This is a genomic window from Haloferax sp. Atlit-4N (genome assembly GCF_003383025.1).
Classification (GTDB): domain Archaea; phylum Halobacteriota; class Halobacteria; order Halobacteriales; family Haloferacaceae; genus Haloferax; species Haloferax gibbonsii.
The window spans coordinates 112,272-129,678 of record NZ_PSYY01000001.1 but is presented as its reverse complement, the minus strand read 5'-3'; the positions used below and the strand labels follow the sequence as shown (position 1 = coordinate 129,678).

At 67.9% G+C, this 17,407-nt stretch carries 17 protein-coding genes; 12 read left to right on the top strand and 5 right to left on the bottom strand.

Annotated features, from left to right (window positions below):
* Nucleotide 1: 1 nt before the first annotated feature.
* From argH to argF, 8 genes are all read left to right on the top strand, one after another.
* Nucleotides 2-1,468, top strand: a complete 1,467-nt coding sequence (argH, locus tag C5C07_RS00620) for an argininosuccinate lyase (RefSeq protein WP_115804370.1) — start codon at nt 2-4, stop codon at nt 1,466-1,468.
* A gap of 317 nt (nt 1,469-1,785) precedes the next feature.
* Nucleotides 1,786-1,965, top strand: a complete 180-nt coding sequence (lysW, locus tag C5C07_RS00610; RefSeq protein WP_004045057.1) for a lysine biosynthesis protein LysW — start codon at nt 1,786-1,788, stop codon at nt 1,963-1,965.
* 1 nt (nt 1,966) lies between these two features.
* Nucleotides 1,967-2,842: a lysine biosynthesis protein LysX gene (gene lysX / locus C5C07_RS00605; protein ID WP_004973995.1), complete on the top strand. Its 876-nt coding sequence runs from the start codon at nt 1,967-1,969 to the stop codon at nt 2,840-2,842.
* Nucleotides 2,839-3,882: an N-acetyl-gamma-glutamyl-phosphate reductase gene (gene argC, locus C5C07_RS00600; protein ID WP_004973998.1), complete on the top strand. Its 1,044-nt coding sequence runs from the start codon at nt 2,839-2,841 to the stop codon at nt 3,880-3,882. Before lysX ends, argC begins: the two co-directional genes overlap by 4 nt.
* Nucleotides 3,883-3,936: 54 nt before the next feature.
* Nucleotides 3,937-4,920, top strand: a complete 984-nt coding sequence (locus C5C07_RS00595; protein WP_115804368.1) for an acetylglutamate/acetylaminoadipate kinase — start codon at nt 3,937-3,939, stop codon at nt 4,918-4,920.
* The gene (locus tag C5C07_RS00590; RefSeq protein WP_004974000.1) at nt 4,920-6,056 is read left to right on the top strand and encodes an aspartate aminotransferase family protein; all 1,137 of its coding nucleotides are present in this window, start codon (nt 4,920-4,922) and stop codon (nt 6,054-6,056) included. Before C5C07_RS00595 ends, C5C07_RS00590 begins: the two co-directional genes overlap by 1 nt.
* The gene (locus C5C07_RS00585) at nt 6,053-7,240 is read left to right on the top strand and encodes a [LysW]-lysine hydrolase (RefSeq protein WP_115804367.1); all 1,188 of its coding nucleotides are present in this window, start codon (nt 6,053-6,055) and stop codon (nt 7,238-7,240) included. The genes C5C07_RS00590 and C5C07_RS00585 overlap by 4 nt, the downstream gene beginning before the upstream one ends.
* Nucleotides 7,241-7,303: 63 nt before the next feature.
* Nucleotides 7,304-8,203 carry an ornithine carbamoyltransferase gene (argF, locus tag C5C07_RS00580; RefSeq protein ID WP_115804366.1) on the top strand — a complete coding sequence of 300 codons (900 nt, stop codon included), beginning with the start codon at nt 7,304-7,306 and terminating at the stop codon, nt 8,201-8,203.
* Between the two features lie 30 nt (nt 8,204-8,233).
* Here the strand turns inward: argF and C5C07_RS00575 are convergent, their stop codons facing one another.
* Complete coding sequence (locus tag C5C07_RS00575) at nt 8,234-8,704, bottom strand: DUF6789 family protein (RefSeq protein ID WP_115804365.1); 471 nt, start codon at nt 8,702-8,704, stop codon at nt 8,234-8,236.
* Between the two features lie 147 nt (nt 8,705-8,851).
* Between C5C07_RS00575 and C5C07_RS00570 the strand changes: the two genes are divergently transcribed.
* Together C5C07_RS00570 and C5C07_RS00565 are read left to right on the top strand one after the other, a co-directional pair.
* A complete protein-coding gene (locus C5C07_RS00570; RefSeq protein WP_115804364.1) occupies nt 8,852-11,056 on the top strand; it encodes an ATP-dependent DNA helicase in 2,205 nt (734 codons plus the stop codon).
* A gap of 74 nt (nt 11,057-11,130) precedes the next feature.
* On the top strand, nt 11,131-12,507 hold the full coding sequence (locus tag C5C07_RS00565; protein ID WP_115804363.1) for a cytochrome P450: 1,377 nt from the start codon (nt 11,131-11,133) through the stop codon (nt 12,505-12,507).
* A gap of 68 nt (nt 12,508-12,575) precedes the next feature.
* On the opposite strand, the gene C5C07_RS00560 is transcribed toward C5C07_RS00565, so the two are convergent.
* Nucleotides 12,576-13,073 carry a 2'-5' RNA ligase family protein gene (locus tag C5C07_RS00560; protein ID WP_004974005.1) on the bottom strand — a complete coding sequence of 166 codons (498 nt, stop codon included), beginning with the start codon at nt 13,071-13,073 and terminating at the stop codon, nt 12,576-12,578.
* 49 nt (nt 13,074-13,122) lie between these two features.
* Nucleotides 13,123-13,317, bottom strand: a complete 195-nt coding sequence (locus tag C5C07_RS00555) for a hypothetical protein (RefSeq protein WP_004974006.1) — start codon at nt 13,315-13,317, stop codon at nt 13,123-13,125.
* 76 nt (nt 13,318-13,393) lie between these two features.
* Between C5C07_RS00555 and C5C07_RS00550 the strand changes: the two genes are divergently transcribed.
* Complete coding sequence (locus C5C07_RS00550; RefSeq protein WP_115804362.1) at nt 13,394-14,587, top strand: SPFH domain-containing protein; 1,194 nt, start codon at nt 13,394-13,396, stop codon at nt 14,585-14,587.
* Between the two features lie 455 nt (nt 14,588-15,042).
* Nucleotides 15,043-15,537 carry an acyl-CoA thioesterase gene (locus C5C07_RS00545; RefSeq protein ID WP_004974008.1) on the top strand — a complete coding sequence of 165 codons (495 nt, stop codon included), beginning with the start codon at nt 15,043-15,045 and terminating at the stop codon, nt 15,535-15,537.
* Nucleotides 15,538-15,562: 25 nt separating this feature from the next.
* Here the strand turns inward: C5C07_RS00545 and C5C07_RS00540 are convergent, their stop codons facing one another.
* Together C5C07_RS00540 and C5C07_RS00535 are read right to left on the bottom strand one after the other, a co-directional pair.
* Complete coding sequence (locus C5C07_RS00540) at nt 15,563-16,003, bottom strand: universal stress protein (protein ID WP_004974009.1); 441 nt, start codon at nt 16,001-16,003, stop codon at nt 15,563-15,565.
* Nucleotides 16,004-16,066: 63 nt separating this feature from the next.
* Complete coding sequence (locus tag C5C07_RS00535; protein ID WP_008090981.1) at nt 16,067-17,152, bottom strand: sulfite exporter TauE/SafE family protein; 1,086 nt, start codon at nt 17,150-17,152, stop codon at nt 16,067-16,069.
* Between the last annotated feature and the right edge of the window lie 255 nt (nt 17,153-17,407).

Here is a 17,407-nt window from a genome sequence, read left to right as displayed (position 1 = left end):
GATGGCAGGCGAGGACGGCGACTCCGAGGGCGTCATCCGCCGGGACCGCTTCAGCGGCGGCCCCGCCCGCGGGTTCATGTCGAGCCTCGCGGCCGACGAACGCATCTTCGAGGCCGACCTCGCCGTCGACCGGGCGCACGTCGTGATGCTCGCGTCGCAGGACATCATCGAGTCCGAGGTCGCGAGCGAGATTCTCGCCGCGCTGGACGAGGTCGAGGCCGCGGGCCACGACGCGCTTTCGGGCGGCGAAGACGTCCACGAGGCCATCGAGGCCGCCGTCATCGACATCGTCGGCCCCGACGGCGGGAAGATGCACACCGCACGCTCGCGAAACGACGAGGTGGCGACCTGCATCCGCTACCGCCTGCGCGAGGACGTGCTTTCGGCCCTCGACGCGGCGCTCGCCCTGCGCGAGTCGTTACTCGAGACGGCCGCGGCACACACCGAGACGGTGATGCCCGGCTACACGCACCTGCAACCCGCGCAGCCGACGACGGTCGCGCACTTCCTGTGCTCGTACGAACGGGCGGTCGCCCGCGACTGCGCCCGCCTCATGTGCGCGTACGAGCGCATCAACCAGTCGCCGCTCGGGTCGGCGGCGTTCGCGGGCACGCCCTTCGACGTGAACCGCGAACTCGTGTCCGACCTGCTCGGCTTCGACCGCGTGATGGAGAACTCGATGGACGCTTCGGCGACCCGCGACTTCCTCGCGGAGACGCTGTCGGCGCTCACGACCCACGCGGTCACGCTCTCCGGCCTCGCCGAGGACCTCGTGATATTCTCGAACAAGGGCCTCGTCGAGCTGTCGGACGACTACTCGTCGACCTCCTCTATCATGCCGCAGAAGAAGAACCCCGACACGATGGAACTCGTCCGCGCCGTCGCGGGCGACGCCGTCGGGGAACTCACCGGCCTCCTGACGACGCTGAAGGGACTGCCGCGCGCGTACAACCGCGACCTGCAGCGCGCCCACAAACACGCGTTCCGCACCGTCGACGACGTGACCGAGGCGGCCGCGGTGGCCGCCGGCGCGGTCGGGTCCGCGACGTGGCCCGAGGACGAACTCGCCGCGGCCGCGGGCGACGGCTTTTCGACCGCGACCGGCGTGGCGGACCTGCTGGCGATGGCCGGCCTGCCGTTCCGCACGGCCCACGAGGTCGTCGCGGAGGCGGCCGCCCGCTCGGAGGGAACGCCCGACGTGGCAACACTTGACGCCGTCGCTACGGACGTATTAGGTGAGTCACTCTTTACGCACGTGACAGCCGAGGCCGTCGAAGCCGCGCTCGACCCGACCGAGAGCGTGGCGAGTCGCGATTCGGTCGGCGGGCCCGCGCCCACCGCCGTGGAGGCGACACTCTCGACGGCCCGCGACGAGCTCTCGGACGACGCCGCCGCCGTCGCCGACGCGCGCGACTCGCTCGCCGCGGCGGCCGAGGGTCTCGAAGAGGAGGTTTCGAGCTATGTCTGAGTTCACGGACGCGACGCCCGCCGGTCTGCTCCGACGACCGCGAGCGACCGCGCCGCGACGACCGGCGGGGCTCCGACGACCCCGACCGGAACCCCGACGACGACCACGCCCGACGCGGGGGACGGGTCGACCGGTCCGACGACCGGTCCCGTCTCCGGCGTCGAGTGAGCGTGGCACCCAAGCTCGACGCGTCGTTCGGCCGACCCGTATTGTCGGCCGATTCGACAGATAACACCCGTTAGAGACTTCTTTGCGTTTATTTTTGTCGTGTAATTTTCGACGGGTTTAATACCGTCCGTCGACCAGCCACGGATGTAATGAGCGACACCATCACCGCGGAAGACCCGCTGAGTGGAGAGGAAATCGAGCTGCCTGCCGACGTCGAAGTCGGCGAAATCATCGACAGCCCCGCCACGGGCGCAGAGCTTGAGGTCGTCTCCCTCGACCCCGTGACACTCGAAGAAGCGCCCGAACTCGAAGAGGACTGGGGAGAGTAAATTGCACGTTGGACTGCTCTATTCCCGGATTCGCCGCGACGAGAAGCTCCTGCTCAACGAGCTTCGCGACCGCGGCCACGAGGTGACGAAGATAGACGTTCGGAAAGAGCAGTTCGACCTCACGGAGCCGCCGGAATCGTTCGACGGACTCGACGTGGTGGTCGACCGCTGTCTGGCGACGAGCAGGAGCATCTACATCACGCGCTTCCTGCAGTCGTACGGAATCCCGGTCGTCAACTCCCACGAGACCGCCGACGTCTGCGCCGACAAGGCGAAAAACAGCCTCGCGCTCGCGGACGCGGGCGTCCCCACGCCGAACACGAAAGTGGCCTTCACGGTCGACTCGGCGATGGAAATCGTCGAGGAGTTCGGCTACCCCTGCGTCCTCAAGCCGGTCGTCGGCTCGTGGGGTCGCCTGATGGCGAAAATCGACTCCGAGTCGGCCGCCGAGGCCATCCTCGAACACAAGTCGACGCTCGGCAACTACGAGCACAAGGTGTTCTACATCCAGGAGTTCGTCGAGAAGCCGGGCCGCGACATCCGCGTGCTCGCCACCGACGGCGAACCCGTGGCCGCGATGGTCCGCTCGTCGGACCACTGGCTCACGAACGCCGCGAAGGGCGCGAGCGTCGACGAGTTCGAACTCGACGACCGCGCGAAGGAACTCGTCAAGCAGGCGTCCGACGCGGTCGGCGGCGGCCTCCTCGGCGTCGACCTCATGGAGACCGGAGACGACTACACCGTCCACGAAGTCAACCACACCGTCGAGTTCAAGGCGCTCAACGACGCCGTCGAGACGGACGTTCCCGCGACGGTCGTCGACTGGCTCGAAGCGAAGGTCGACGGCGAGCAGTCGCTGGCGGAGGTCTCGGCGTGAGCGAACAGCTCACCGCGGGCGTCGTCGGCGGCTCCGGCTTCACCGGCGGCGAACTGCTCCGCCTGCTCGACGGCCACCCGAACTTCGACGTCGAACAGGCGACGAGCCGCTCCTACGAGCGCAAGACCGTCGGACACGTCCACCCGAACCTTCGTCACCTCGACCTCCGTTTCACCTCGCCGGAGGACCTCGAATCAGTCGACGTGCTGTTCACGGCGACGCCCCACGGCGTCTCGATGGAGCACATCGACGCCTTTCAGGACGCGGCGGACACCGTCGTCGACCTCTCTGCGGACTTCCGTCTCTCCGAGGCGGCGCAGTACGACGAGTGGTACGACGGCCACGTCTGCCCCGAATACCTCGAACAGTCGGAGTACGCGCTCCCCGAACTGAACCGCGAGAACCTCCCCGGCGCGGACCTCATCGCCGCGGGCGGCTGTAACGCGACCGCGACGATTCTCGGCCTCAAGCCGCTTTTCGACGCCGGCATCCTCTCCGGCGACGAGCAGGTCGTCGTGGACGTGAAAGTCGGCTCGTCGGAGGGCGGCGCGGGCGCGAGCAAGGCGTCGTCGCACGCCGAGCGCTCGGGCATCGTCCGCCCCTACGCGCCGACCGGCCACCGCCACGAGGCCGAAATCGAGGAGTACCTCGGCCTCTCGGTCTCGTTTACCGTCCACGCGGTCGACATGGTCCGCGGCGCGGCGGCGACCTGTCACGTCTTCCCCGACGGCCCCGTCTCGAAGGGCGACATGTGGAAAGCGTTCCGCGGCTCCTACGGCGACGAACCCTTCATGCGCACCGTCGCCGGCGGCGGCGGCGTCTACCGCTACCCGGAACCCAAGTCGGTCGCCGGGACGAACTTCGGCGAGGTCGGCTTCGAAATCGACCCCGGAAACCGACGACTCGTCGTCTTCTCGGCCATCGACAACATGATGAAAGGCTCCGCGGGGCAGGCGGTCCACGCCGCCAACATCGCGCTCGGGCTGGAGGAGACCGCCGGACTCGACTTCACCGGCTTCCACCCCATCGGCTCGCCCTGACCGCACCGCCCCCGAACGCTCGCCCCGACCCACGATTTACGCACCATTTCGACTATGACAGGATACACACGCGAGGAACTGCTCGCGGCACACGAACAGCTCGTCGACAACGAAGACAACCTCATCGCCGACGGCGGTATCGGAATCGGAGATTCCGGTACCTCGTCAGCGCTCCGTGCTGACGGCGGCAAGGAGCCGCCGGTCGTCGTCAAAATCGGCGGCGCGAAGGCCGTCGACCCGCAGGGAGCCGTCTCCGACGTCGCCCACCTCGTCGCCAACGGCACCGACGTAGTCGTCGTCCACGGCGGCTCGACCGCCGTCGACGAGACGCTCGAAGAACTCGGCGAGGAGCCGACGTACGTCGAGTCGCCCTCGGGCGTCTCCGGGCGCTTCACCGACGAGCGCACCATGGAGGTCTTCTCGATGGTGATGCCCGGCAAGCTCAACACGGACCTGACGGCGCTGTTCCGCGAGTCGGGCGTCGACGCGCTCGGCCTCTCGGGCGTCGACGGTGGCCTGCTGACCGGCCCGCGCAAGTCGGCCGTCCGCGTTATCGAAGACGGCAAGAAGAAAATCAAGCGCGGCGACCACTCCGGGAAGATTACCTCGGTGAACGCGACGCTCCTCGAAACGCTCCTCGACGGCGGCTACACGCCCGTCGTGACCGTTCCGATGCTCGCCGACGACGGCGTGCCGGTCAACGCCGACGCCGACCGCGCCGCCGCCGCGGTCGCGGGCGCGCTCGGCGCGAAGCTCGTCGTCCTCACCGACGTGAAGGGCGTCTACGCCGACCCCGACGACGAGTCCACGCTCATCGAGACGGCCGACACGCCCGAGGAGTTCTCGGCGCTCGAATCGGCCGCCGAGGGGTTCATGACGAAGAAGGTCATGGCCGCGAAGGAGGCGCTCGACGGCGGGGCCGCCGAGGTCATCGTCTCCGACGCGAACCTGAACGACCCCATCGTGACCGCGCTCAACGACGGCGGCACGCACGTGACGCCCGGTGCGCTGGTCGAAACCGAGGAGGCTGAGCAGTAATGTCTGGATTCGTCTTCAACGAGAAGCCCATCGCCATCGAGTCCGGCGAGGGGCCGTATCTCTACTCGGACGACGGCACCGAGTACCTCGACTTCGGCGCGAGCTACGCCGTCGCGGCGCTCGGCCACTCTCACCCCGCGGTCACCTCGGCGATTCAAGAGCAGGCCGCGAAGCTGACCTACGTGCAGGCGTCGTACCCCGTCGAGGTCCGCACCGAACTCTACGAGAAGCTGGCGACGCTCGCGCCCGGCGACATCTCGAACGTCTGGCTCTGTAACTCCGGCACCGAGGCCAACGAGGCGGCGATGAAGTTCGCCCGCTCGGCGACCGGCCGCCAGAAGATTATCGCCACGAAGCGCGCCTTCCACGGCCGCACCCTCGGGAGCCTCGCGCTCACGTGGAAGCAGAAGTACAAGAAGCCCTACGAGCCGGTCGCCGGCGGCGTCGAATTCGTCAGCTACGGCGACGAGGAGGAGCTCGCCGAGGCCATCGACGACGAGACGGCCGCGGTCTTCTTAGAGCCGATTCAGGGTGAAGGTGGCATCAACCCCGCCGCGGCGGAGTACCTCCAGACCGCCCGCGACCTGACCGACGACGCCGGCGCGGCGCTCGTCTTCGACGAGATTCAGACCGGTATCGGTCGCACCGGGTCGCTGTGGGCCTGCGAGAACGCCGGCGTCGTCCCCGACATCCTGACGAGTGCGAAGGGCATCGCCAACGGACTGCCGCTCGGCGCGACGCTCTGCGCCGACTGGATCGCGGACGGCGCGGCCTCCCACGGCTCGACGTTCTCCGGCGGTCCCGTGGTCTGCGCGGCGGCGAACGCCACCCTCGACACCATCGTCGAAGAGGACCTGCCCGGCCACGCGGCCGCGGTGGGCGACTACCTCACGACGGAGCTCGAAGCCGCCGTCGAGGAACACGACCTGCCGGTCCGCGAGGTCCGCGGCGACGGCCTCATGGTCGGCGTCGAGGTCAAGCGCGGCGCGAACCGCACGCTGAAGCACCTCGCGCTGTCCGAGCAGTTGCTCGCGCTCCCCGCGGGCCGGACGGTCGTCCGGTTCCTGCCGCCGCTCGTCATCGAAGAGGAACACGCCGACCGCGCGGTCGACGCCATGACGAACGTGTTATCATGAACGCCGAAATCGACCGCGAGGACGGCGGCGAGGCGGAAGCGGAGACCGAGACGGAGTCAGTGGCTGAGTCGCAGTCGCAGTCGGAGACGACGCCCGACGCCGAGGTCGATGCCGGCGTGACCCCCGACGCGGACGCCGACACCGACGCCCTCGACGAGGGCGAGTGGGTCGACGCGCGCCACCTCCTCTACGACATGGTCTCGACGCCCTCGGTTTCGGGGGACGAGGAGGCGGCCGCCGAGGTCCTGAAGGCGTTCTTCGAGGCGCACGACCGCGAGGTCTGGATAGACGAGGTCGGCAACGTCCGCGCGCCGGCCGACGACGCGGTGCTCCTCACCTCCCACATCGACACCGTCCCCGGCGACGTGCCGGTGAAGATAGAAGACGGCGTCCTCTGGGGTCGCGGCAGCGTCGACGCGACGGGGCCGCTCTGCTCGATGGCCGCGGCGGCCGTCGAGACGGGCGTCTCGTTCGTCGGCGTCGTCGGCGAGGAGACCTCCTCGCGCGGCGCGTGGCACCTCGTGGAGGACCGCGAGGAGCCCGACGCGGTCGTCAACGGCGAGCCCTCGGGCTGGGACGGCGTCACGCTCGGCTACCGCGGGTTCCTCTCGGGAACGTACATCGCGACGAGCGAACTCGGCCACTCCTCGCGCCCCGAGGAGAACGCCATCCAGTCCGCGGTCGCGTGGTGGTCCCGCGTGGCCGACTTCTTCGACGAGGAGCGCGACGGCGTCTTCGACACGGTGACGACCAAGCCCGTGACGTTCGACGGCGGCCCGACCGACGACGGTCTCGCGGTCGAGGCGACGGTGGACGTGCAGTTCCGCGTCCCGCCGCGGCTCTCCATCGACGACGTGCGCGAGGTCGCGGAGGGCGAACTCACCCGCGGCGGCGTCCACTGGAACAAGCCCATCCCGCCGGTCATGATGAGCCCGCGGACCGACGTGGCGCGGGCGTTCCGCGTGGCCATCCGCAACGTCGGCGGCGTGAAGCCCCGGCTCCTCCGGAAGACCGGGACCAGCGACATGAACATCTTCGCCGGCACGTGGGACTGCCCGATGGCGACCTACGGTCCCGGCGACTCGGACCTCGACCACGCCCCGAACGAACACCTCGACCTCGCCGAGTTCGACAGCGCCATCGACGTGCTCGTCGACGTGTGCGAGCGCCTCGCGGACGACTGAGGCGGGCGGCAGCGACGACCGACCGAGACGGCGAACCGACACGGAGACACGACACACGACACAATGCTCGAAACCACCCACTTCACCGACATCGACGACATCAGCGCATCGGAGTTAGACCGCGTCCTCACCCGCGCCGCCGACATCAAGTCCGGCGACGACGAGACGCAGCTCACCCGAGCGACGCTGGCGATGCTCTTCGAGAAGCCGAGTACCCGGACGCGTGTCTCCTTCGAGACGGGGATGACCGAACTGGGCGGCCACGCGCTGTTCCTCGGCCCCGAAGACATCCAGCTCGGCCACGGCGAGCCGCTTTCGGACACCGCGCGCGTGCTGGGTCGCTACGGCGACGCCATCATGGTCCGCCTGTTCGACCACGAGGACCTGCTCGAAATCGCCGAGCACTCCGACGCGCCGGTCATCAACGGCCTGACCGACGACGCCCACCCCTGCCAGACGCTCGCCGACCTGCTCACCATCCGCGAGCACGTCGGCGACTTCGACGAGGTGTCCGCGGCGTGGGTCGGCGACGGCAACAACGTCGGCCAGTCGTTCGTCCTCGGCTGCGCGATGGCCGGCATCGACCTCACCGTGGCGACGCCGCCGGACTACGGCGTCGACGACGACGTGCTCGAGAAGGCGGACGAACTCGGCTCGGCCCCCACGATTACGACCGACCCCGAGGAGGCCGTCGCGGACGCGGACGTGGTCTACACCGACGTCTGGATTTCGATGGGCCAGGAGGACCAGCGCCACGAGAAACTGCAGGCGTTCGAGGGATTCCAACTCAACGAGGACCTGCTTTCGGGCACCGACGCGAAGGTCATGCACTGCCTGCCGGCCCACCGCGGCGAGGAGATTACCGGCGACGTGCTCGAAGGCGAGCGCTCGCTCGTCTGGGACCAGGCGGAGAACCGCCTGCACGCCCAGAAGGGACTCATCGTCGAACTGCTCGAAGAATAGCAATCGGCTCCGCGGCGGTCGGGTCTCTTCTCAGAAGACGCCGTCGAGCGCGGGGTACGACGCCCCGAGGACGGCCCCGTAGACGACGTGCCCGACGAGGCTCGTCACGTTCACGTTCGGGAGCGGGGGGTTCGCCGGAGAGCCAACCACACCGAGCCACACGGGCATGACGACGACGGCGAGGACGGCCCAGAGGACGACGCCGTATCCGACGCCCGCACCGAGCGACCTGAGCGAGCCGCTGAGGTCGAGGTCAAGGGCGCTCACAAGGCCCGCGAACGTGACACCGAGAACCGCTCCGTGAGCGACGTGGATTGCGAAGCCGACGGTCCCACCCGTGAGGCCGTACATCGAAGGGATGGCGACTTCGAGGACCGGCCGCATCTGGACGACCATCATCGCCCCCATGACGACGGCGGCGAGCGAGCCGGCGGCGACGCCGGCGCGCCAAGAGTCAGTCGTCGTCGATTCGAGTCGCGTCGTGGCTGTTTCAGAGGCCATGAATAGCGTGCCAACGTCTGGCACAATAACGCTCTCTCGGACGGGCGACGCCGCCGCACCGCGGGGGTATTATTATACCGTCCCTGCCGCGTCCAGCGGTGTCGGGGGCTCCGAGCCTTTTAATCGGATGGCGGCCGAGATTCTCCCGTGGCCCACGCCAACGGCGCACCCGACGACGGCGACGCGGACGGAGCGTGGCGGTTCTTCCCGTACGACGAGCCCTACCCCAATCAGGAGGCGGCGATGTCCGGCATCGCCGACGCCCTCGACGACGAGCGGAACGTCCTCCTCGAAGGGGCGACCGGGACCGGGAAGACCATCTCCGCGCTCGTGCCCGCGCTCTCGTACGCCCGCGAGCACGACAAGACGGTCGTCATCACGACGAACGTCCACCAGCAGATGCGCCAGTTCGTCGAGGACGCCCGCGCCATCACCAGAGAGGAGGCCATCCGGGCGGTGGTGTTCCGCGGGAAGTCCTCGATGTGCCACATCGACGTGGGCTTTCAGGAGTGTCAGACCCTCCGCGATACGACCCGGAGCATCGTCGAAAAGGAGTCCGACAGGGCAGAACTCTCCGAGCAGGCGCAGTCGCTCCTCGACGGGATGCGCGAGGGCGAGTCCGGCGCGGCCGACGCGCGGAGCGCCGTCACGGACGAACTCGACAGCATCGACGACGAGCTGGAGGAGTTGAAGGAGGGCAACTACTGCGAGCACTACTACAACAACCTCGCGCGGAACACCGACGAGTTCTTCCAGTGGCTGTTCGACGACGTGCGGACGCCCGACGAGATTTTCGAGTACGCCGGGAAGCAGAACCTCTGCGGCTACGAGCTACTCAAGGAGGGCATGGAGGGCATCGACCTCGTCGTCTGCAACTACCACCACCTGCTCGACCCGATGATACGCGAGCAGTTCTTCCGGTGGTTGGACCGCGACCCCGACGACGTGATTACGGTGTTCGACGAGGCGCACAACATCGAGAGCGCGGCCCGCGACCACGCCAGTCGCGCGCTCACCGAGAACACGCTCGAGAGCGCGATGAACGAGCTGGAAGACGAAGACGACTCGCGGGCCGAGAGCGCCCGCAACGTCATCGGGACGTTCCTCGACTCGCTTCGCGACAGCTACGAGGAGGCGTTCGGCTTCGGCGAGCGCGAGCAGGTCGGCGAGAACTGGTACGACCTCTCTATCGCCAATCAGGGCCGCCGAGACGACCTGACGATGGAGTTCCTGCAGTCCTACGAGGGCCGCGGCATCGACGTGGAAGTCGAACTCGCGCTCCAGTTGGGCAAGCAGTTGGACGAACAGTACGAAGACGCGTACAAGAACGGCGAGGCGACGACGCGCAAGGAGTGCCAGACGCTGCAGGCGGCGAACTTCATCGCCGACTGGACGGAGATGGGCGGCGAACTCGGCCGCCATCCGATGCTGTCGGTCCGCCGCGACGGCGGCACCGACGAGATTTACGGCCGCGCAGAGCTGTACACCTGCATCCCGAGAGAGGTCACGAAAGAGCTGTTCGAGGAAGTTCACGCGAGCATCCTGATGTCGGCGACGCTCCGCCCGTTCGACGTGACGGAGGGGACCCTCGGGCTCAAAAACCCCGTCACGATGGCCTACGGCCTCGAATACCCCGAGGAGAACCGACGGACGTTTTCGGTCTCGCTGCCCGCGCTGTTCTCTTCCGAGCGCGACGACCCCGGCACGCAGGAGACCATCGAGGGGATGCTGGCCGACGCCGCCACGTTCACGCCGGGCAACACGCTCGTGTTCTTCCCGTCGTACGCCGAGGCGGAGCGCTACCACGAGCGTCTGCGGGCAAACCCGGACGTCGGCGCGGAGCTGTTCTTGGACGAACCGGGCGTCCGCGCCGAGGAGCTGCGCCGGGAGTTCGTCGACAAGAACGGCGCGGTGCTTCTCACCTCGCTTTGGGGGACGCTCGCCGAGGGCGTGAGCTTCGACGGCGACGACGCCCGGACGGTCGTGGTCGTCGGCGTTCCCTACCCGCATCTCTCCGAGCGACTGGAGGCGGTACAGGACGCCTACGACCGCGCCTACCGCGGTAAGAAGGACGCCGGCTGGCGCTACGCCGTCGAGATTCCGACGATTCGGAAGACCAGACAGGCGCTCGGCCGAGTCATCCGCGCGCCCGACGACTTCGGCGTTCGCGTGCTGGCCGACAAACGCTACACCCGCGAGAGCTCCTCGATGGGCAAGTACGGCGTCCGCGGGTCGTTCCCGGTCGAAGAGCGCGCCGAGATGGTCGACATCGCGCCGAACAAGCTCAAGTTCGCGATGCTGAACTTCTACAACGACCGCGACGCCTACGACGGCGACCCGCCGCGGCCCTGAGCGGGTCGCGGTCGGCGCGAAAAGTCGGCCGCGACCGCCGTGCGATTCTTACCTGTTCGAACCAACACAGGGTGATGAGTGCGACCCCTCCCGGACCGAAGGGCCTCCCGTTGTTCGGCGCGAGCAGACAGTACGCCCGCGACCCGTTTACGTTCCTGACGGCCGTCGCGGACGCCTACGGCGACGTGGTCCACTTCGACCTCGGCCCGCTCGACACCTACATGCTCACGAATCCGGCGGACGTCGAGACGGTGCTCGTGAGCGAGGCGTCGAAGTTCAGGAAGCCGCAGTTCCAGGACCGCGCCATCGGCGACCTGCTGGGCGACGGCCTGCTCATGAGCGAGGGCGCGACGTGGAAGAAACAGCGCCAACTCGCCCAGCCGGCGTTCGACGTGCGGCGCATCTCGACGATGACCGGCATGATGACCGACCGGACGGAGTCGATGCTGTCGTCGTGGGGCGACGGCGACGTGGTCGACGTGCAACTGGAGATGGCGCGGCTGACCGTCGAGATAATCGTCGACGCCATGTTCGGCACCGACCTCGACGACGAGCGCGTCCGGCGGGTACAGGAGAACCTCGAACCGCTCGGGGCGCGGTTCGAACCCGACCCGCTTCGGTTCCTGACGCCCGACTGGGCCCCGACGCGGGAGAACCGCCAGTACAAGGAGGCGCTGTCCGAACTCGAATCGCTCGTCTGGGACATCGTCGAGGAGCGCCGCGGGACCGAGTACGGCGAGACGCCGGCGTCGTCGGTGCCCGCCGACGCGACGGGCGACGACCGACCGATGGACCTGCTTTCGATTCTGCTCCGCGCCTACGACGAGGGCGAGCAGACCGAGAAGAACCTCCGCGACGAGCTGATGACGATGCTCCTCGCGGGCCACGACACGACGGCGCTGACGCTGACGTACGCGTGGTACCTGCTCTCGCAGCACCCCGAGGCGGAGGCGAAGCTCCACCGCGAACTGGACGAGGTGCTCGGCGGGCGGACGCCGACGTTCGAAGACGTTCGGAAGCTGGAGTACACCGAACGCATGCTGAACGAGGCGATGCGGCTGTACCCGCCGGTGTACGTCATGTTCCGCGAGCCGAAGGTGGACGTTCGTCTGGGCGGCTACCGCGTCCCGGAGGGCTCGGCCATCATGCTCCCGCAGTGGGTCGTCCACCGCTCGGAGCGCTGGTGGGACGACCCGCTTTCGTTCGACCCGGACCGCTGGGCACCCGAGCGGGCCGGCGACCGCCCGCGCTTCGCGTACTTCCCGTTCGGCGGGGGGCCGCGCCACTGCATCGGCAAGCACCTCTCGCTGCTCGAAGGGCGGCTCATCCTCGGCACCGTCGCCCAGCGGTACGAACTCGACTACGTCCGCGACGAGCCGTTCTCGCTTCGCGGGTCGCTGACGATGCACCCCGAAGAGCCGATGGGGATGCGGCTCCGGGCGCGCGACTGACGAGGCGGGACGGGGTGACACACCGGCGGTCGTCGCTTCGCCGACGGCGACGCGGTCGAATCCCCCCGTCAGGCCGGAAGCGAAATCGAGGCCGCGGTCTCGCGGAACGACGAGTCGTAGATGTCGAGCTGCGAGACGGTCCACTCGACGGGCTCGATGGACTGGCTCGCGACCGCGCGGGCGTCCGCGAGACTGCCGCCGCGGGCGAGCGTGACGTGCGGGACGTAGTCGTCGCCCTCCAGTCCGTCGACAGCGCCGAACTCGTCGGTGAGCGCGCGGTGCAGGTCGGCGAGGCCGGGGCTCTCGACAGCGAGATAGACGACCGGCGCGGCTCCGCGCGGCGGCGCTTCGAAGAATCGGACGTCGGTCACGCGGGCTTCGAACGCCGGCTGACCGGCGAGCACGCGCCGCAACTGTTCGTGTAAGCGGTCGAACTCGGTGTCTTCGAACCGCTTGCAGACGAGCGTGTGCCGGTCGCGAACCCGGTCGAACGGGGCGAGGTACGGAAACAGGTCGGACGCGAGGCGGGCGACCCGCCCCGGAACCGGGACGTTCAGACTGTACACGCCCGTGACTCACGCGAGAGACACAAAGGCGTATCGTCGCAGCGGGGGGTCAGATTCGGTCGAGCAGCCAGAGGACGATGAGCGCCGCGACGACGAGTCCCAGAATCGGCTGGAGCGGGCCGAGCAACGCGCCGAACAGCCCGAGCACCTCGCCGATGATTTCGAGCACGAGCCAGACGAGGACGAGCAGGAGGATGATTTTCAGCAGGTCCTCCACGTCGATTCGGCCGCGGTTCGTTCGCATACGGGGCGGTGGGTCGTTCGCGGACAAATAGCTGGTGGCCGGGTAGCTTTATTCCGCTTCGGTGTCACTCTCCACCATGGACAGCCTGTTCTACCAACTCGGGAAGCTCTCGGCGTCCTCGTCGTCGGGCGCGGGGCCGGTCGACAGCGAGCCCGGCCGAATCCCGCGTTGGCTTGGTCCCCTCGCCGTCGCGGTAATCGTCTTCGGCATCGCCGTCGTCGTCTTCCCCGTCACGCCGCTGACGCTCGCGGGATACGTCGTCCTCGCGCTCGCCGTCGCCGCGGTGTACGACGCGGTCGAAATCGTGCAGGCGTACGAAAAGCGGACGCTGACCGTGTTCGGCGACTACAAGGGCATCCTCGAACCGGGGCTGAACGTCGTCCCGCCGTTCGTCTCGAAGACCTACCGCTTCGACATGCGAACCCAGACGCTCGACGTGCCCTCCCAAGAGGCCATCACGGAGGACAACTCACCGGTGACGGCGGACGCCGTCGTCTACATCCGCGTGATGGACCCCGAGCGCGCCTTCCTGCAGGTCGACAACTACCGCCGGGCCGTCTCGCTGCTCGCGCAGACGACGCTGCGGGCCGCCCTCGGCGACATGGAACTCGACGACACGCTGGCGCGCCGCGACCACATCAACGCGCGCATCCGCCGGGAACTCGACGAGCCGACCGACGAGTGGGGCGTCCGCGTCGAATCCGTCGAGGTCCGCGAGGTGAAGCCCTCGAAGGACGTCGAGAACGCGATGGAACAGCAGACCTCCGCCGAGCGCCGCCGCCGCGCCATGATTCTCGAAGCGCAGGGCGAACGTCGCTCCGCCGTCGAGAAGGCGCAGGGCGACAAGCAGTCGAACATCATCCGCGCGCAGGGTGAAAAGCAGTCGCAGATTCTCGAAGCGCAGGGTGACGCCATCTCGACGGTCCTCCGGGCCCGCGCGGCGGAGTCGATGGGCGAGCGCGCCATCATCGACAAGGGCATGGAGACGCTGGGGAACATCGGCACCTCGCCGTCGACGACGTACGTGCTGCCGCAGGAACTCACGTCGCTGCTCGGCCGCTACGGGAAGGGGCTGACCGGCTCCGATATACAGCAGGCCGCGGGCCTCGAAAGCAAGGCGTTCGACGAGGAGACCCGCGAACTCCTCGGCCTCGACGACATCAGCGAGATACTCGGCGAGTTGGACGGCATCGAGACGGCGGACATCTCCGCCGACGCGGTCGATATCGAAATCGAAGACGGCGGCGTCGAGGCTGAGCGGGTCGAGTGAGCGAAAAATCGAATACGCGAAGCAGTCGCGATTCCACCGACGCGCCGAGGGGCCGGTGCAGCGTCGTGTCCGGTCTGCGGGGCGACCGGCGCGAGCCCCGTCGTCCGGCCGTCGCGGTTCGGCGAGGCGCGGGACGGACGTGAAACGGGAGCCGCTCGGGTCGTCGGCGTCGGAATCGGCGACTGATTCCCCGTCGCTCGTCGCGGTCGAACGGGAGTCGGAACCCTCGGGAACGTCCCCCCGCACGCGAACGAGAGATGGGTGTCGGCGTCCCACCACCTGTCTGCGGTTCGCGCAGACACCGTTCGATACGTAATAAACACTATTAATTGTCTAGGTCGTTGAAATGTGAGGGGGCGTTTGTCGACAATCGACAACCCGAGCGATTAATCGCCTTTATTTCTATTTTTCAGTACGTAGAATAATTTAACCACGTCCGTCTCAGATCGTGTGGTATGCAACAGCAGTCGTCGGTCGGCACGCGGTCGCTGTCGGCGTCCCGCGCCGAGATGAGCGAGATTTTGATGCCCAACGACACGAACAACCTCGGTCGCGCCCTCGGGGGGCGGATTCTGGAGTGGATGGACGTCTGCGGGGCCATCGCCGGGCGACGCTTCGCCGAGCGGCAGGTGGTCACGGCGTCGATGGACCACGTGGACTTCCTCGCACCCATCGACGTGGGCGACGTGGTGACCGTCGAGGCGTACGTCTTCGACACCGGTCGCACCAGCATGGACATCAAGGTCGACGTGACCGCCGAGCGACCGAGCGAGGGCGACCGCCGCGAGACCATCACCTCCTTTTTCACGTTCGTCGCGCTCGACGACGACGAGAAGCCGAGTCCGGTTCCGGACCTCGTCTGCGACTCCCAAGAGGAGCGCGAACTGCGCGACGCGGCGCTTCAGAAGCGCCGCGAGCACCGCGCCGCGCTGGCAGAAGAGTTCGAGTAACGCGGACCGCGAGAGGTCGCGGCGCTTATTCTTCGTCCGCCGCGCGGACGGTCAACACCGGCGCGTCCGACTGGCGGACGACGCGCTCCGTGACGGAGCCGACGAGGTAGTGGTCGAGGCCGGTTCGACCGTGGGTCGCCATCACGACGAGGTCGACCTCGGCGTCGGCGGCGTAGTCGACGATAGTCGAGTGAGGCACGCCCTCCTCGACGATGCGTTCGGTCTCGACGCCGTCGGGGAGCGCCTCGACGGCGGCGTCGGCCGCCGACTCCGCGCGGTCGAGTTCGGACTTCTCCCACACGTCCGGCGCGATGCCGGCCGAGGGCGACTCGAAGCGGTTGCGCGAGTCGGCCACGGACAGGACGTGGACCGTCGCGCCGTACGTTTCGGCGAGGGTCGCCGCGTGCTCGATGGTCGCATCGGTCGCGTCGCTACCGTCGGTCGGAAGCAGGATGTGGTCGTACATGGGTGAGGGTTCAGAATCGAGGACTGTGAAAGTGGTGCCGGTGAAAACGGTTCGAGCGGGTCGTTAGATGCCCAGCGCCATCATGAACAGCGCAATCGAGATGACGGCGAAGAGAACGCCGACGAAGTTCTTGATGACGTCAGTCTCCAGCGCGTTCGACACGTAGGGCGCGATTTGGCCGCCGAGGACCGTCGCGGGGACGGTGAAGACGACCATGTTCCACGGCGTCGTCGCGAGGCTCAGTGAGTGACCGCCGACGATGCCGCCGCCGAAGACGTGGACGAGCGACGCCAGGATGGCGGTCAGCGCGACCACGATGTGGTTCGTACCGATGGCGACGCGGACGGGGACTTTCGTGCTGAGCATCGAGATGATGCCGAGTTCGCCGACGCCGAAGCCGGCGAGGCCCTGGAACATCCCGCCGACGCTGTAGTTAGCGAAGCGGCGCAGGTAGCCGCCGCGGGTGTACGTGTAGTCGTCGCCCTCGCGGTCGACGCGGGTGACGGTCCCGTCGTCGGCCGTGTGGACGCCCGCGGGACCGAGCTTACCGGGGTCGTTGGGGAGGCTCGCGGAGACGGTGCCGCCGTCGGTGGCCGCGGCGTGGTCGGAGTCCGACGAGCCGGGTTCGTCGTGGCCGAGGTCGGCGTTGAACAGCAGGTAGGACGCGGCGAGCAGCGCGATTCCGAGCAGCGCGTGGAACACCACGTCGGGGATGACGAACGACAGGAGCGCGCCGCCGACGACGAACGGAATCGAGCCGCCGACGAGCGTCAGCGCCAGTCGACGGTCGACGAGGCCGTACTGGATGAAGGCGACGGCCGAACTGGAGAGGCCGAACGCCTCGCTGATGAGGCCCACCTTCACCAGCGTCGACGAGTCGAGCGGGTGCGCGAAGATGGGGAAGATGAAGATGAGGAACGGGACGAAGAGCGCCGACCCGCTGATGCCGACCGTGTTCACGATGGTCGCGCCGGTGAGGAACACCGGGAACAGCCACCAGTACTGGAGCCAGTACTCCATGCCTGCACCCGACGGCGTCGGTGCCATGGTGAACACCGAGGCGAGGAACAGCAGGGGAGCGATGAACACGAGGATGTGTTGGTACTTCAGGAACGACTTCTGGACGTGACTGAGAGACTGAGAGCTCATGGTTCTCGTTGTTATCAGTACGCAGTAGCGTTCGCGTGCACTCGCGTGGAGTGGCACGCCGAAAACAGCCCGTTTGCCGAGTCATCAGCGGCACCGACCCGCGCGTGTTCACCGTCTCCCGAAGATGCGACCGCGTCGCACACCGGGGAGACCGGCGTGCGGTGGTCGCCCGAACTGTCGAGCACGGAGTGCTCGAATCCGCGGACCATTCAGGTAATGCCTCCGTTGGGGTAGGCGTGGTGAACGGTGTGGGTT